Genomic DNA, 15,570 nt, shown 5'->3' on the forward strand with positions numbered 1-15,570 from the left:
ATCAAGATGGCAAACATAGACATCCAGGTTCCCGATATTGGTGACTTCGACGAAGTCACCGTGATTGAGCTGATGGTCAAGGTGGGCGATACCGTCAAACCCGAGCAAAGCCTGATCACCGTGGAGAGCGACAAAGCCTCCATGGAAATCCCCTCCAGCCACGGCGGCGTGGTGAAGGAAATGAAGGTCAAGCTGGGCGACAAGGTGAAGCAAGGGACCGTGGTGCTGGTGCTCGAAGGCGAGGGCGGTGCTGCTGCACCCGCATCGGCGCCTGCACAAGCTGCTGCGGCCCCCGCTGCAGCGCCGGTTGCTTCCGCTCCTGCGGCTCCCGCACCCACAGCGTCGAGCTTCGCCGGCACGGTCGATCTGGACTGCGATCTGGTGGTGCTGGGCGGTGGCCCTGGCGGCTACTCGGCTGCTTTCCGCGCCGCCGATCTGGGCCTGAAGGTCGTCATCGTGGAGCGCTACGCGACCTTGGGCGGCGTCTGCCTGAACGTGGGTTGCATTCCTTCCAAGGCGCTGCTGCACGTGGCTGCCGTCATGGACGAGGTGAGCCACATGGCAGCTCTGGGCGTGGACTTCGGCGCGCCCGTGGTCAACATTGACAAGCTGCGTGGGCACAAGGAAAAGGTCATCGGCAAGCTGACCGGCGGCCTGGCCGCCATGGCCAAGATGCGCAAGGTCACCACCGTGCGTGGCTATGGCTCCTTTGTGGGTGCCAACCACATTGAAGTGGAAGAAACCAGCGGTACGGCGCAGGAGAAGACCGGCACCAAGAAGGTCATCGCGTTCAAGAAGGCCATCATCGCGGCCGGCTCCCAAGCCGTGCGCCTGCCCTTCATGCCCGAAGACCCGCGCGTGGTGGACTCCACCGGTGCTTTGGCGCTGAAGGAAGTTCCCAAGCGCATGCTGATTTTGGGTGGCGGCATCATCGGCCTGGAAATGGGCACGGTGTACAGCACCCTGGGCGCCCGCCTGGACGTGGTGGAGATGCTGGACGGCCTGATGCAAGGCGCAGACCGTGACCTGGTGAAGATCTGGCAGAAGATGAACGCACCGCGCTTTGACAACATCATGCTCAAGACCAAGACCGTCTCCGCACGCGCCTTGCCTGAAGGCATTGAGGTGACGTTTGCGTCCGCTGAAGAAGGTGGCACCGCCCCCGCGCCGCAGGTCTATGACCTGGTGCTGCAGGCTGTGGGCCGCACGCCCAATGGCAAGAAGATTGCCGCCGACAAGGCCGGCGTGGCCGTGACCGACCGCGGCTTCATCAATGTGGACATCCAGATGCGCACCAACGTGCCCCACATCTTCGCCATTGGCGACGTGGTGGGTCAGCCCATGCTGGCGCACAAGGCGGTGCACGAGGCGCATGTGGCAGCGGAGGTCATTGCCGGGGAACTGCTGGGCAACAAGGAGTTGGCATCTGCCGCCTTCAACGCCCGCGTGATCCCCAGCGTGGCGTACACCGACCCCGAGGTGGCCTGGGTGGGCCTCACCGAAGACCAGGCCAAGGCGCAGGGCATCAAGGTCAAGAAGGGCCTGTTCCCCTGGAACGCCTCTGGCCGCGCCATCGCCAATGGCCGCGACGAAGGCGTCACCAAGCTGCTGTTCGATGATTCCCCCGAGGCCCACGGCCACGGCAAGATCCTGGGCGGCGGCATGGTCGGCACGCACGCTGGCGACATGATTGGTGAAGTGGCACTCGCTATCGAGATGGGTGCCGACTGCATCGACATCGGCAAGACGATTCACCCGCACCCCACGCTGGGTGAGTCCATCGGCATGGCAGCGGAGATTGCCCACGGCAGTTGCACCGACGTGCCTCCGGCGCGCAAGTAAGAGTGGAAAAACGCTGAACCTCTGATGGTTCAGCAGAAGGCCGCGCGGTTTTTGAGAAGACTGCGCGGTTTTTTTTACATTTTCCAGTGCTTGCCCGGCATGGGCTTTCCATCTCAGCAGGGCCGAGGCGTCGAACTCGAACGTCCTGCGCGATCTTATCTGCGGATTTCGTAGATGACTTCACCCTGCTCAGTCCCGGGGAAGGCCGCTGCATAGTGCGGGAAAACCGTTCGGGCCAGGTGAAGGCCAGCCTTTTCCAACACCCGGCGCGAGGCCTGGTTGGCGGCCATCGTTTCGGCCTGAACCCGGTCAAAGCCCAAGGTATCGAACGCCGCCTGTATCAGGCCGCTGACCCCTTCGGTGGCATAGCCCTTGCCCCAGGATGCACTGGACAGGCGATAGCCGATCTCCGCCGTGCGAAGTTCGTCCACCAAGCCATCGTCAAACAATGCAAACCAGCCGATGAAGGTGCCGCAGTTGCGGCCGTGGGCAGCCAAAACGTCGGGCTCGTTGCCACGAGGTGTCAGGAAATCCGCATCGGACAAGCCCGCCTCGGGCACGGGCTGTCCGCCGTTCAGATAGCGCATGACCTGTGCGTCCGCTTCCAGCGCTATCAGATCCGCGCGGTCTGCGATGCAGACCGGTCGCAGACACAGGCGCGTGGTGGTGAGGTAAAGGTCGGGAGGCACGGGCAGAGTTTGCATACCGGCCACCCATAGGTCAAACAAAAGGTGATCAACCCATGGCTTGGCGAAGCCGCTTGGCGCATTGCCGTTCGGGCAACTGCGCTACCAACTTCCAATTATTTCGCCACCACCTCAACGCGGCGTGCTTCGCTGGCAGGGCCTTCGGCCATGGTTTGTTCTGGCTTCTTCAGTTCCACTTTGTCCTCGGCCACTCCAAGGGCCTTGAGGGTGTCGCGCACGCTCAGTGCGCGTTGTTTGGCCAGTTCGGCATTCATTGCGGGGTCGCCCGATGCGTCATGGAAGCCACTGACTACCAGGGTCTTTCCCGCTGCGGCGGCTTTCACCACTTCGCCCAGCGCTTCGTTGGCGCCGGCTGCCAGTTCAGCCTTGCCGGAACCAAAGTAGAACTTCACCACACCGTCCACCACTTTGACGCTGGCACCATCCTCGGCTGCCATGGGAGCCGTAGCGGCCGCGGGAGTGGCGGTCAGGTTGGTCTGGTAAATGCTCACGCCAATCACCAGGGCGATCACCAAGGCGATCAGGCCAAACACCACACCCAACACCAGACCCTGGTTGTCATCATCCTGAGAAAACATCGTAAGCACTCCAAATAGTTAGTGGATTTGATTATAAGGACCCGATTTTTCGGGGCACTGTGCAGCCGTGGCCACCTTGCATGGTGCAAGTTCTCGGGAGTGCGTTATTGCTCCTGTCTTGCGGCCATTGCCCTGAGCTTGTCTTTTTTGCTGGGGCGCTTGCCTTTGACGCCGCCGTTGTTCAGTGGGTCCAGATTGGCTGGCGCAGCAGAAGGGCCTTGCGTTGGATCGATTGGGTCCACTGGCGCTTCCGGCTCAAAACCCTCCACCACCTCCATCGGCACTTCCAGGCCGTGGCGCTTTTCAATCAGGCGGAAATGGGCCTCGGTGTCGTGGCTGACAAAGCTCACAGCCAGGCCGGCTTCGCCCGCACGGCCGGTGCGGCCGATGCGGTGGGTGTATTCGGTGGCCGAGCGCGGCAGGTCGTAGTTGACCACCACCGGCAGCTGCGTGATGTCCAGGCCGCGCGAGGCCATGTCGGTGGCAATCACCACCTTGAGGCGTGAGGCCTTGAAGTCCGACAGCACTTGGCTGCGCTTGCCCTGGCTGAGTTCACCGTGAAAAGGCTCGGCGTAAATGCGCGCCTTGCGCAGCTTGTCCGCCACGATTTCGGCTGCATGCTTGGTGGCTACAAACACCAGCACGCGTTTCCACTTCTGGGTGGTGATCAGGTGGCGCAGCAACTGGGTGCGTCGGGGCGCGTCCACCAGAATGGCCTGTTGGGCAATGTCGGGCTTTTCCTGGTCGGTGGCGCCGATGTCAATCTGCACTGGCTCTTGCAACATGGACTGCGCCAGTGCGGAAACCGCAGGCGCGAAGGTGGCCGAGAAAAACAGGCTTTGGCGCTCTTGTGGCAGAAGGGCCAGCAGCCGGTTCAGCTCGGCCTCGAAGCCCAGGTCCAGAAGGCGGTCGGCTTCGTCCAGCACCAGTATTTGGGTTGCTGAGAGGCTCAGGGCGTTGTGCTGCACCAGGTCCAGCAAGCGGCCGGGCGTGGCCACCACCACGTCGGTGCCGCCGCGCATGGCCAGCATTTGCGGGTTGATGGAAACGCCGCCAAACACCACGCTGATGCGTATGGCCTGGGGCAGCTGGTTGGCCAGGGCGCGCAGGGTTTCGCCCACCTGCACCGCCAGTTCGCGCGTGGGCACCAGCACCAGGGCGCGCACCTGGCGCGGGTTGTTGGCAGCCTCAAGGGCCAGCTTGTGCAGCAGGGGCAGGCCATAGGCCAAGGTTTTGCCGGAGCCGGTTTGGGCCCGCACCATGGCGTCATGGCCGGTCAGTACGGCTGGAATGGCCTGGAGTTGAACCTTGGTGGGGGCGAGGAGTTGCTGGCGCTCAAGGGCGCGCAGCAGTGCGGGCGACAAGCCCAGCGAAGAAAATTGCATGCAGCAGTTTACTGCTGCTGGGGAACGCTGGCGCTGGCATCTGCCGGTACACGGCGTGCGCCATCAAATCGCTTGGCCCAGTAAGAGGCGCCCATGTCTTCCACGCGGACCTCGCCACCGGGTTTGGGCGCATGGATGAACTTGCCGTTACCCACGTAGATGCCCACATGGCTGAAGGCGCGACGCATGGTGTTGAAGAAGACCAGATCGCCCGGCTTGAGCTCGTTCTTGTCAATCGTCTCTGTGGCGGCAGCCTGTTCGGCGGCGCGCCGTGGCAGAAGCAGGCCAGCGGTTTGCTGGTAGATGGCGCGCACAAAGCCGCTGCAATCAAAGCCGGATTCGGCGGTATTGCCGCCACGGCGGTAGGGCACACCCAGAAAGCCCAGGGCCCCCACCACCAGCGCCGAGGCCTTGGCTTCCACCCGGTTGCTCACGTCGCCAATCCGGTCCAGCAGGTTGCCATCCGTGAGTAAACGGCCCACTTCATCGGTCGACTCCAGCGGCCCGGCATGGGACACCGTCACGGTAAACAAGGACCAAAGCAGAGCCAACAGAGTCAAAAAACGCATAGGGGCAGAGCATAGCGTGGCAATGGCCAGCAAGTCAAACCAGGTAATGCATGAACAAAGCCTTGTAACTATATGAATTTAAACAAATTTATTCCCATATCACGATGCGGCATGTAAAGTTCTTACACTTTGCCGCCCGATGTGCACGTCAAGGCTTGGTACTGCTGCGCAGGGTTGGCCCAGGCTGGTTATGCTTGCAGCCACGAAAAACGAAAGCCATCCATGCTGCTAGAACTTGAATCCTCCCAATTGGTACTGGTCGACTACCAGATCCGCCTGATGCCCGCCCTGTTGGAGTCCGACGCCGTGCTGCAAAACGCCGTACGCCTGGCGCACATGGCGGCAGCCTTGTCGGTCCCCTGCTTTTATACCGAGCAAAACCCTTCCAAGCTGGGCGAAACCGTGCCGGTCTTGTTGGACGCCCTGAAGACTGCCCGCGCCCGCTCGCTGGCCAAGATGCAGTTCAGTGCAGTAGAGGAGGGTCTGGGCGACATGCTGCGTCCGCCCCCGAAGCCGGTACAAGGCAATGCCCGCAGTCTGCCCAAGCATCTGCAAAAGTCGTCTGCCGGTGAAGAGCGCGACACCATCGTGCTGGCTGGCTGCGAAGCCCATGTGTGCCTGCTGCAAACCGCTCTGGATTTGCTGGAGGACGAGTTCGATGTCTGGGTGGTGACCGACGCCTGCAGCTCGCGCAGCGAGCGCAACCGCGACGCCGCTTTTGACCGCCTGGCCGGTGCCGGTGTGGAACTGGTGACCACCGAGATGGTTGCTTTCGAGTGGCTGCGCAGTGCGGAACATCCAGCGTTCCGGCAGGTGCAGGGGCTGATTAAGTAGGGCGTCAGGCTGGCCCTTGGTGGGCTTGCGGGGTTCCGGAATTGTGTCGGTGGCTGGGCCAAAGTCAGCTTGCAGCAAGTTGCTTGCTCATAATTATGAATTCAGTTTCAGCCCCACAAACTACAAGGTTCCGGAGACCCGCCCATGACTTCTTACGCAGACTTTCATCGCCGTTCCATTGAAGACCGCGACGGCTTCTGGACCGAGCAGGCCCAGCTGATTGACTGGCAAACCCCGTTCAACCAGGTCTGCGACTACAGCAAGCCCCCTTTTGCCAACTGGTTTGCCGGTGGCAAGACCAATCTTTGCTACAACGCGGTGGACCGCCATCTGGCGACCCGCCCCGACCAGAACGCGCTGATCTTCGTCTCCACCGAGACCGATATCGAGAAGGCCTACAGCTTCCGTGAACTGCATTCTGAGGTGCAGCGCATGGCCGCCATCCTGAAAGACCTGGGTGTGTCCAAGGGCGACCGGGTACTGATTTACATGCCCATGGTGGCCGAAGCCTGTTTTGCCATGCTGGCCTGCGCCCGCATAGGCGCCATCCACTCGGTGGTGTTCGGCGGCTTTGCCAGCCACAGCCTGGCCAGCCGCATTGAAGACGCCAAGCCCGTGGCCATCATCAGCTCGGATGCCGGCATGCGCGGCGGCAAGGTCGTGCCCTACAAGCATCTGCTGGATGAAGCGGTTTCACTCAGCGCCCACAAGCCTTCCAAGGTCTTGATGGTGGACCGCGCTTTAAGCGACTTCCCCAAGGTGGCCGGCCGTGACGAAGACTACGCCACTCTGCGCGCCAAGCACATGGACACCCTGGTGCCCTGCGAGTGGGTGGACTCTAGCCACCCCAGCTACATCCTCTACACCAGCGGCACCACCGGCAAACCCAAGGGCGTGCAGCGCGACACCGCAGGCTACGCCGTGGCCCTGGCAGCGAGCATGAAGCACATCTACATGGGCGTGCCCGGCGAGACCTATTTCTCCACCTCCGACATCGGCTGGGTGGTGGGCCACAGCTACATCATTTATGGCCCGCTGATTGCCGGCATGGCCACCATCATGTACGAGGGCCTGCCCATTCGTCCGGACGCTGGTATCTGGTGGAAGCTGGTCGAGAAGTACCAGGTGAGCGTGATGTTCAGCGCGCCCACGGCGGCGCGCGTGCTGCGCAAGCAGGACGAGTCTTTCCTCACCAAGTACGACCTCTCCAGCTTGAAGGCCTTGTTCCTGGCCGGTGAGCCGCTGGACGAGCCCACCGCCACCTGGATTTCGGGTGCCATCAACAAGCCCATCATCGACAACTACTGGCAGACCGAAACCGGCTGGCCCATCATGGCCATCTGCAACGGCGTGGAGCCGGCAGCCACCAAATTTGGCTCACCCGGCAAGGCGGTCTATGGCTTCGACGTGCGCCTGATCGACGAGACCACGGGCGAAGAAATCCATGAGGCCAACAAAAAGGGCGTGATCGCCGTGGAAGGCCCGCTGCCTCCCGGCTGCCTGCAAACCATCTGGGGCGATGACGAGCGCTTTGTCAAAACCTACTGGTCCAGTATCCACAACCGCGTCATGTACAGCACCTTTGACTGGGGCGTGAAGGACGAAGACGGCTACTTCTTCATCCTGGGTCGCACCGATGACGTGATCAACGTGGCCGGCCACCGCCTGGGCACCCGCGAAATCGAAGAGAGCATCAGCAGCCACACCAATGTGGCCGAGGTGGCCGTGGTCGGTGTGGCCGACCAGCTCAAGGGCCAGGTGGCTGTGGCCTTTGTGGTCCTGAAAGACCCGAGCGTGGCCAACACCGAAGCCGATGCCAAGAAGGTGGAAGCCGCCATCATGAAGGTGGTGGACGAACAGCTCGGCGCCGTGGCCCGACCGGCCCGTGTGCGCTTTGTGCACGTGCTGCCCAAGACGCGCAGCGGCAAGTTGCTGCGCCGTGCCATCCAGGCGGTGTGCGAAGGGCGTGACCCTGGCGATCTGACCACCATGGAAGACCCGGGCGCCTTGCAACAAATCAAGGACTCGGTCGTCAGCTAGCTGTCAGACGTTTTAGAAGGGCTGGATTAGTGCCAATGAACCTCCAATTCAGTGGCACAATCCAGTCCGCAACGAAGGTCCTTCCCATGCCACAGTCGCATCCGCCAATCGGTTCAGCCGTGTCGCGGAAGGTTAATCAATCCAGCTTTAACCAGCTAATGTTCCCTGAAGGGGAACGGAGGTCAGCGCTTTATGAGTGATTCCGTGTCGTCTGTTTACCAGGCGTACCAAAACAATACCTACCTGTTTGGTGGCAATGCCCCGTATGTCGAAGAGATGTACGAGAACTATTTGGCCAACCCGGGAAGCGTTCCCGATTCCTGGCGTGAGTATTTCGATGCCCTGAGCCATGTGCCCGCAGTCGACGGCAGCAATGCCAAGGACGTGCCCCACATGCCGGTCATCAACGCCTTCGCCGAGCGCGCCAAGGCCGGTGGCACCAAGGTCGTTATGGCCAGTGCCGACGCCGAAATGGGCCGCAAGCGCACAGCAGCCCAGCAGCTCATCGCCGCCTACCGCAATGTCGGTCAGCGCTGGGCCGATCTGGATCCGCTCAAGCGCACCGAGCGCCCCGCCATCCCCGATCTGGACCCGGCCTACTTCGGTTTTACCGACGCCGACCAGGAAACCGTGTTTGACACCAGCAACACCTTCTTCGGCAAGAACAGCATGTCGCTGCGCGAGCTGCTCAATGCGCTGCGCGAAACCTACTGCGGCACCCTGGGCGCCGAGTACATGTACACCACCGACCAGGCCGAAAAGCGCTGGTGGCAGCAAAAGCTGGAAGCCATTCGCAGCAAGCCCAATTTCACCTCCGACAAGAAGAAGGCCATCCTCGAGCGCCTGACCGCAGCCGAAGGCCTGGAGCGCTTTTTGCACACCAAATTCGTCGGCCAGAAGCGCTTCTCCCTGGAAGGCGGCGAAAGCTTTATCGCCGCCATGGACGAGCTGATCCAGGGTGCTGGCGCCAAGGGCGTGCAGGAAGTGGTGATCGGCATGGCCCACCGCGGCCGCCTCAATGTGCTGGTCAACACCATGGGCAAGATGCCCAAGGATTTGTTTGCCGAGTTCGACCACACCGCCCCCGAAGACCTGCCCGCTGGTGACGTGAAATACCACCAGGGCTTCAGCTCGGACCTGTCGACTGCAGGCGGCCCGGTGCACCTGTCGCTGGCCTTCAACCCCTCGCACCTGGAAATTGTGAACCCGGTGGTGGAGGGCTCGGTGCGTGCCCGCATGGACCGCCGCGGCGACATCAAAGGCGCGCAAGTGCTGCCCGTGCTGGTGCATGGCGACTCCGCTTTTGGCGGCCAGGGCGTGAACCAGGAAACCCTGGCACTGGCCCAGACCCGTGGTTACACCACGGGCGGCACGGTGCACATCATCATCAACAACCAAATCGGCTTCACCACCTCGGACCCGCGCGACATGCGCTCCAGCGTGTACTGCACCGACATCGTCAAGATGGTGGAAGCCCCGGTGCTGCACGTCAACGGCGATGATCCGGAAGCCGTGGTGCTGGCCACCCAGCTGGCGCTGGAATACCGCATGACCTTCCAAAAGGACGTTGTGCTGGACATCGTCTGCTACCGCAAGCTCGGCCACAACGAGCAGGACACCCCCGCTCTGACCCAGCCGCTGATGTACAAGAAGATTGCCCAGCACCCCGGCACCCGCAAGCTCTACGCAGACCGCCTGGCCTCGCAAGGTCTGGGCGAGGCCCTGGGCGACGACATGGTGAAAGCCTACCGTGCCGCCATGGATGCGGGCAAGCACACGGCCGACCCGGTGCTGACCAACTTCAAGAGCAAGTTCGCTGTGGACTGGGCTCCGTTCCTGGGCAAGAAGTGGACCGACGCCGGCGACACCGCCGTGCCCATGGCCGAGTGGAAACGCCTGGCCGAGCGCATCACCAGCATCCCCGCCAGCGTGACGCCGCACAACCTGGTCAAGAAGGTGCTGGACGACCGTGCCGCCATGGGACGTGGCGACATTCCGGTGGACTGGGGCATGGGCGAATCCATGGCCTTCGCCTCGCTGGTGGCTAGCGGCTACCCCGTGCGCCTGTCGGGTGAAGACAGCGGACGCGGCACCTTTACCCACCGCCATGCCGTGATCCACGACCAGAACCGCGAGAAGTGGGACACCGGGACCTATGTGCCCCTGTCCAACGCGGCCGACAACCAGGCCCCGTTCGTGGTCATCGACTCCATCCTGTCTGAAGAAGCCGTGCTGGCCTTTGAGTACGGCTACGCCTCCAACGACCCTAACACCCTGGTGATCTGGGAAGCGCAGTTTGGCGACTTCGCCAACGGCGCCCAGGTGGTGATCGACCAGTTCATCGCCTCCGGCGAAGTCAAGTGGGGCCGCGTCAACGGCATCACCCTGATGCTGCCGCACGGCTACGAAGGCCAGGGCCCCGAGCACAGCTCGGCTCGCCTGGAGCGCTTCATGCAGTTGGCGGCCGACACCAACATGCAGATCGTGCAACCGACGACTGCCAGCCAGATCTTCCACGTGCTGCGTCGCCAGATGGTGCGTAACCTGCGCAAGCCGCTGGTCATCATGACGCCCAAGTCGCTCTTACGGAACAAGGACGCCACCTCCACGCTGGCCGAGTTCACCAAGGGCGGCTTCCAGACCATCATCCCCGAGCAAAAAGAGCTCAAGGCTGACAAGGTCAAGCGCCTGGTGGCCTGCTCCGGCAAGGTCTATTACGACCTGGTCAAGAAACGTGAAGAGAAGGGCCATGACGACGTCGCCATCGTGCGCGTCGAGCAGCTCTACCCCTTCCCGCACAAGGCCTTCTCCACCGAGCTGAAGAAGTACCCGAATGTGAGCGAAGTGGTGTGGTGCCAGGACGAGCCACAAAACCAGGGCGCCTGGTTCTTTGTGCAGCACTATTTGCACGAGAACATGATCGAAGGCCAGCGTCTGGGTTACTCCGGCCGCGCCGCCTCGGCATCCCCTGCAGTGGGCTATGCCCACCTGCACCAGGAACAGCAAAAGGCGCTGGTCGAAGGTGCATTCGGCAAGCTCAAGGGCTTTGTCCTCACTAAATAAAAACGGAAAGAATTGATATGGCTATCGTAGAAGTTAAAGTCCCCCAGCTCTCGGAATCCGTCGCTGAGGCCACCTTGTTGCAGTGGAAGAAGAAGGTCGGTGACCTGGTCACTGCCGATGAAACCCTGATCGAAATCGAGACCGACAAGGTCGTGATGGAAGTCCCCGCGCCGGCCTCCGGCGTGCTGATGGAATTGGTCCAGGCCGACGGCGCCACGGTGGTAGCCGAACAGCTGATCGCCCGCATCGACACCGACGGCAAGGTGGGCGCAGTCGCTCCCGCCGCTGCTGCGGCAGCACCTGCAGCCGCCGCTGCCCCCGCTGCGGCCCCCGCTGCAGCCGCTTCCAGCAACAGCAAGGCCGGTGTGGCCATGCCCGCTGCCGCCAAGCTGATGGCCGACAACAACCTGGCCTCCGGCTCGGTGGGCGGCACCGGTAAAGACGGCCGCGTCACCAAGGGTGATGTGCTGGCCGCCGTTGCGGGTGGTGTTGCGGGTGGTGTGCAATCCACCGCTGCTGTCATCCCCACCGGCGTGCCCACCAAGGTGCTGCCGCAAGTGGCAACACCCAAGGCACCCAGCCTGGGTGACCGCCCGGAACAGCGCGTGCCCATGACGCGTCTGCGCGCCCGCGTGGCCGAGCGTCTGCTGCAATCGCAATCCACCAACGCCATCCTGACGACCTTCAACGAAATCAACATGGCCCCGGTCATGGACATGCGCAAGCGCATGCAAGAGCGATTCGAGAAGGAACACGGATGCAAGCTGGGCTTCATGAGCTTCTTCGTCAAGGCCGCAGTGCATGCCCTGAAGAAATTCCCGGTGCTCAACGCGTCGGTGGACGGCAATGACATCGTCTACCACGGCTACTTCGACATCGGTATCGCTGTCGGCTCGCCCCGTGGCCTGGTGGTGCCCATTCTGCGCAATGCCGACCAGATGAGCTTTGCCGAGATTGAAAAGAAGATTGCCGAGTTCGGCGTCAAGGCCCGTGACGGCAAGCTGGGCATGGAAGAAATGACCGGTGGCACCTTCTCCATCTCCAATGGCGGCACCTTCGGCTCCATGATGTCCACCCCCATCATCAACCCGCCCCAAAGCGCCATCCTGGGCGTGCACGCCACCAAGGACCGCGCCATGGTGGAAAACGGCCAGGTGGTGGTTCGCCCCATGAACTACTTCGCCATGTCCTACGACCACCGCATCATTGACGGCCGCGAAGCCGTTCTCGGATTGGTGGCGATGAAAGAAGCGCTGGAAGATCCAGCCCGCCTGCTGTTTGATATCTAAGCGCCTGCGCTATTGAACCTGTCTGTCCGGTCTGACTTATGGTCTTGCTGGACGGCAGGTTTTCTTCCATTCACCGTTAGGAATTCCCATGACAAAACAATTTGACGTCGTCGTGATCGGCGCCGGCCCCGGCGGCTATATCGCCGCCATCCGCGCAGCCCAGCTGGGCTTTAACACCGCTTGCATCGACGAGTGGAAAAACGAAAAAGGCGGCCCCGCACCTGGCGGCACCTGCACCAACGTCGGCTGCATCCCGTCCAAGGCGCTGCTGCAGTCCAGCGAGCACTTCGACCAGGCCAACCACCACTTTGCCGAGCACGGCATTGAGGTCAAGGGTGTGAGCATGGACGTGGCCAAAATGGTTGCGCGCAAGAACACCGTGGTCAAGCAAAACAACGACGGTATCCTGTACCTGCTGAAGAAAAACAAGATCACCTTCCTGCACGGCCGTGGCTCCTTCGTGAAGTCGACGGATGCAGGTTACGAGATCAAAGTGGCCGGTGCCGCCGAAGAAACCATCGTTGGCAAGCACATCATCATCGCCACCGGCTCCAACGCCCGTTCGCTGCCCGGCGTGCCTTTCGATGAAGCCAATATCCTGTCGAACGACGGTGCCCTGAAGATGGGCGCTGTGCCCAAGAAGCTGGGCCTGATCGGCTCCGGCGTGATCGGTCTGGAAATGGGTTCCGTGTGGCGCCGCCTGGGCTCTGAAGTCACCATCCTGGAAGGTCTGCCGACCTTCCTGGGCGCGGTGGACGAGCAGGTCGCCAAAGAGGCTCACAAGGCCTTCACCAAGCAGGGCCTGAAAATCGAACTCGGCGTCAAGGTCGGCGAGATCAAGTCCGGCAAGAAGGGTGTTTCGGTGGCCTACACCAACGCCAAGGGTGAGGCTGTTTCGCTGGACGTGGACAAGCTCATCGTCTCTGTGGGCCGTGTGCCCAACACCATCGGCCTGGCAGCGGACGCCGTCGGCCTGGCGCTCGACGAGCGCGGTGCCATTGTGGTGGACGGCGACTGCAAGACCAGCCTGCCCAACGTGTGGGCCGTGGGTGACGTGGTGCGCGGCCCCATGCTGGCGCACAAGGCCGAGGAAGAGGGCGTGGCTGTGGCCGAACGCATTGCGGGCCAGCACGGCCACGTGAACTTCAACACCATCCCTTGGGTGATCTACACCAGCCCCGAAATCGCCTGGGTGGGCCGCACCGAGCAGCAACTCAAGGTCGACGGCGTGGCCTACAAGGCGGGATCCTTCCCCTTCCTGGCCAATGGCCGCGCGCGTGCCCTGGGTGACACCACTGGATTTGTGAAGTTCCTGGCTGATGCCAAGACCGACGAAATCCTGGGCGTGCACATCGTGGGACCGCAGGCCAGCGAGCTCATTGCCGAAGCCGTGGTAGCCATGGAATTCAAGGCCAGCGCCGAAGACATCGCCCGCATCTGCCACGCGCATCCGTCCTTGAGCGAAGCCACCAAGGAAGCGGCACTGGCCGTGGACAAGCGCACTTTGAACTTCTAATAACGGTTCATACCAATAGTGCAACTGAGCGTCAAACAGACCTACGAAGCGGAACTGGCCGCCCGTGGGTACCAGGCCGACCCGGCACAGCTGCGCGCCGTGGACGCACTGGAGCGCTGTGCCAAGGAGTGGGCGGCCTACAAGGGCAAGCGCTCCAACACCTTCAAGAAGCTGATCAACCATCCGGACATTCCGCGCGGCGTGTATATGCACGGCGGAGTAGGGCGTGGCAAGAGCTTCCTGATGGACTGCTTTTTCAACGCCGTGCCCTTGAAGCGCAAGACGCGCCTGCACTTTCACGAGTTCATGCGCGAGGTGCACCGCGAGCTGGCTGACCTGCAGGGCACGGTCAACCCGCTGGACGAACTGGCCCGGCGCATGGCGCTGCGCTACAAGCTGGTGTGCTTTGATGAATTCCATGTGGCCGACATCACCGATGCCATGATCCTGCACCGCCTGCTCTCGGCCATGTTCGAGAACGGCGTGGGCTTTGTCACCACCTCCAACTTCAAGCCCGACGATCTGTACCCCGGCGGCCTGCACCGCAACCGCATCCTGCCTGCCATCGATCTGCTCAACAGCAGCATGGAAGTGCTCAGCGTGGACAACGGCACCGACTACCGCCAGCGCACGCTCGAAGCCCTCAAGCTCTACCACTGTCCGCTGGGCCCTGAGGCCGACGCAGCCATGATGGAGGCCTTCAATGCACTGGCTGAACAGGCCGATGAAGACCCGGTGCTGCATATCGAGTCGCGCCAGATCCATGCCTGGCGCAAGGCCGGCGGCATTGTCTGGTTCAACTTCAAGACCCTGTGCGGCGGCCCGCGTTCGCAGAATGACTACCTGGAAATTGCCTCGCGTTTCCACACCGTGTTTCTGAGCGATGTGCCGCGCATGTCGGTGCGCCTGGCGTCTGAAGCGCGCCGCTTCACCTGGCTGGTGGACGTGCTGTATGACAGGCGTGTCAAGCTGGTGCTGTCGGCCGAGTGCCAGCCCGAGGAGCTGTACACCGAAGGCCCCATGTCGCATGAGTTTCCACGCACCGTGTCGCGCCTCAATGAGATGCAATCCAAGGAGTACCTGGCGCTGGAGCGGCGCGTGGTGGACACGGGGCTGACATGAGGTCGCTGCTGCCATGCCTGCTGGCTCTGCTTTGCGTCTATCCCGTGTGGGCACAAGACGATGGGCCTCAGGGCGCGAAGGCAGTTGAATGGGAAACAGCGGAGTTCCAGCGCATTGAGGCCACCCGCGTGCGCGAAACAGCGGCCATGGATGCCGAAGAGGCCGCTTGTTACAAGCGCTTTGCCGTGAGCAGCTGCCTGAACGGGGTGCAGTCCAGACGCCGCGCCATGCTCGCCAACCTGCGACGCCAGGAGGCCACGCTGCACGAGAGACAGTTTGCCGCTCAGGGTGCGGAACAACTGCGACGCAACCAACAGAAGGCCAGGGAAAGAGCGCAGCAGGAAGCCGACCAGCGCGCTGAAACAGCAGACGGCAGCCGTGCCGACAGGCTCCAGGCACAGCGGGACAAACAGGCGGAACATACGGCCAGGAAGTCGACATCCGCAGCCAGCGCCCCAGCCCTGCGTGCCCCACTTGCAGGCCCCACACCGGCAGAGCAGGCCACCAACCGCGAGAATTTCGCGCGCAAGCAGGCAGAGGCGCAAAAGAAACGGGAAGACAACGCCAGGCGCCAGGCTGAAAAAGGCGGCAAGCCTGCAGCCCCCTTGCCGATACCCCGGTAGGT

The 15,570-nt window shown here is 62.3% G+C and carries 12 protein-coding genes; 8 read left to right on the top strand and 4 right to left on the bottom strand.

What is annotated here, in order from left to right; genetic code table 11:
• Positions 1-6 precede the first annotated feature (6 nt).
• The gene (gene lpdA / locus DIC66_RS00820) at positions 7-1,842 is read left to right on the top strand and encodes a dihydrolipoyl dehydrogenase (protein WP_117173100.1); all 1,836 of its coding nucleotides are present in this window, start codon (positions 7-9) and stop codon (positions 1,840-1,842) included.
• A 155-nt stretch (positions 1,843-1,997) separates the two neighbouring features.
• Here the strand turns inward: lpdA (DIC66_RS00820) and DIC66_RS00825 are convergent, their stop codons facing one another.
• The 4 genes from DIC66_RS00825 to DIC66_RS00840 form a co-directional block, all read right to left on the bottom strand.
• A complete protein-coding gene (locus DIC66_RS00825) occupies positions 1,998-2,546 on the bottom strand; it encodes a GNAT family N-acetyltransferase (protein ID WP_117173102.1) in 549 nt (182 codons plus the stop codon).
• A gap of 98 nt (positions 2,547-2,644) precedes the next feature.
• The gene (locus DIC66_RS00830) at positions 2,645-3,127 is read right to left on the bottom strand and encodes an OmpA family protein (protein ID WP_117173104.1); all 483 of its coding nucleotides are present in this window, start codon (positions 3,125-3,127) and stop codon (positions 2,645-2,647) included.
• A 104-nt stretch (positions 3,128-3,231) separates the two neighbouring features.
• On the bottom strand, positions 3,232-4,512 hold the full coding sequence (locus tag DIC66_RS00835; RefSeq protein ID WP_117173106.1) for a DEAD/DEAH box helicase: 1,281 nt from the start codon (positions 4,510-4,512) through the stop codon (positions 3,232-3,234).
• A gap of 8 nt (positions 4,513-4,520) precedes the next feature.
• Positions 4,521-5,081, bottom strand: coding sequence for a C40 family peptidase (locus DIC66_RS00840; protein ID WP_117173108.1), 561 nt, complete (start codon positions 5,079-5,081; stop codon positions 4,521-4,523).
• Between the two features lie 222 nt (positions 5,082-5,303).
• On the opposite strand from DIC66_RS00840, the gene DIC66_RS00845 reads away from it, so the two are divergent.
• The 7 genes from DIC66_RS00845 to DIC66_RS00875 all read left to right on the top strand — a co-directional run bounded on the left by DIC66_RS00845 (position 5,304) and on the right by DIC66_RS00875 (position 15,568).
• Positions 5,304-5,915: an isochorismatase family protein gene (locus DIC66_RS00845; RefSeq protein ID WP_117173109.1), complete on the top strand. Its 612-nt coding sequence runs from the start codon at positions 5,304-5,306 to the stop codon at positions 5,913-5,915.
• A 144-nt stretch (positions 5,916-6,059) separates the two neighbouring features.
• Entirely contained in the window at positions 6,060-7,955 is a 1,896-nt protein-coding gene (locus DIC66_RS00850; RefSeq protein WP_117173111.1) for a propionate--CoA ligase, read from the top strand.
• A gap of 192 nt (positions 7,956-8,147) precedes the next feature.
• Entirely contained in the window at positions 8,148-11,018 is a 2,871-nt protein-coding gene (locus tag DIC66_RS00855) for a 2-oxoglutarate dehydrogenase E1 component (RefSeq protein WP_117173113.1), read from the top strand.
• A gap of 17 nt (positions 11,019-11,035) precedes the next feature.
• Positions 11,036-12,307, top strand: coding sequence for a 2-oxoglutarate dehydrogenase complex dihydrolipoyllysine-residue succinyltransferase (gene odhB, locus DIC66_RS00860; RefSeq protein ID WP_117173115.1), 1,272 nt, complete (start codon positions 11,036-11,038; stop codon positions 12,305-12,307).
• A gap of 88 nt (positions 12,308-12,395) precedes the next feature.
• A complete protein-coding gene (lpdA, locus tag DIC66_RS00865; protein ID WP_117173116.1) occupies positions 12,396-13,823 on the top strand; it encodes a dihydrolipoyl dehydrogenase in 1,428 nt (475 codons plus the stop codon).
• 24 nt (positions 13,824-13,847) lie between these two features.
• Complete coding sequence (gene zapE / locus DIC66_RS00870) at positions 13,848-14,945, top strand: cell division protein ZapE (protein WP_117174085.1); 1,098 nt, start codon at positions 13,848-13,850, stop codon at positions 14,943-14,945.
• Positions 14,942-15,568 carry a hypothetical protein gene (locus DIC66_RS00875; protein ID WP_117173118.1) on the top strand — a complete coding sequence of 209 codons (627 nt, stop codon included), beginning with the start codon at positions 14,942-14,944 and terminating at the stop codon, positions 15,566-15,568. The genes zapE and DIC66_RS00875 overlap by 4 nt, the downstream gene beginning before the upstream one ends.
• Positions 15,569-15,570 lie beyond the last annotated feature (2 nt).

Origin of the sequence: Rhodoferax lacus, assembly GCF_003415675.1 — a bacterium.
Taxonomy (GTDB): Bacteria; Pseudomonadota; Gammaproteobacteria; order Burkholderiales; family Burkholderiaceae_C; genus Allorhodoferax; species Allorhodoferax lacus.

Coding starts and splice junctions, on each gene's coding strand:
- DIC66_RS00835 (WP_117173106.1), bottom strand. CDS start 4,512: ATGCAATTTTCTTCGCTGGGCTTGTCGCCCGCACTGCTGCGCGCCCTT.
- DIC66_RS00825 (WP_117173102.1), bottom strand. CDS start 2,546: ATGCAAACTCTGCCCGTGCCTCCCGACCTTTACCTCACCACCACGCGC.
- lpdA (WP_117173100.1), top strand. CDS start 7: ATGGCAAACATAGACATCCAGGTTCCCGATATTGGTGACTTCGACGAA.
- lpdA (WP_117173116.1), top strand. CDS start 12,396: ATGACAAAACAATTTGACGTCGTCGTGATCGGCGCCGGCCCCGGCGGC.
- DIC66_RS00845 (WP_117173109.1), top strand. CDS start 5,304: ATGCTGCTAGAACTTGAATCCTCCCAATTGGTACTGGTCGACTACCAG.
- DIC66_RS00850 (WP_117173111.1), top strand. CDS start 6,060: ATGACTTCTTACGCAGACTTTCATCGCCGTTCCATTGAAGACCGCGAC.
- DIC66_RS00855 (WP_117173113.1), top strand. CDS start 8,148: ATGAGTGATTCCGTGTCGTCTGTTTACCAGGCGTACCAAAACAATACC.
- DIC66_RS00830 (WP_117173104.1), bottom strand. CDS start 3,127: ATGTTTTCTCAGGATGATGACAACCAGGGTCTGGTGTTGGGTGTGGTG.
- odhB (WP_117173115.1), top strand. CDS start 11,036: ATGGCTATCGTAGAAGTTAAAGTCCCCCAGCTCTCGGAATCCGTCGCT.
- DIC66_RS00875 (WP_117173118.1), top strand. CDS start 14,942: ATGAGGTCGCTGCTGCCATGCCTGCTGGCTCTGCTTTGCGTCTATCCC.
- DIC66_RS00840 (WP_117173108.1), bottom strand. CDS start 5,081: ATGCGTTTTTTGACTCTGTTGGCTCTGCTTTGGTCCTTGTTTACCGTG.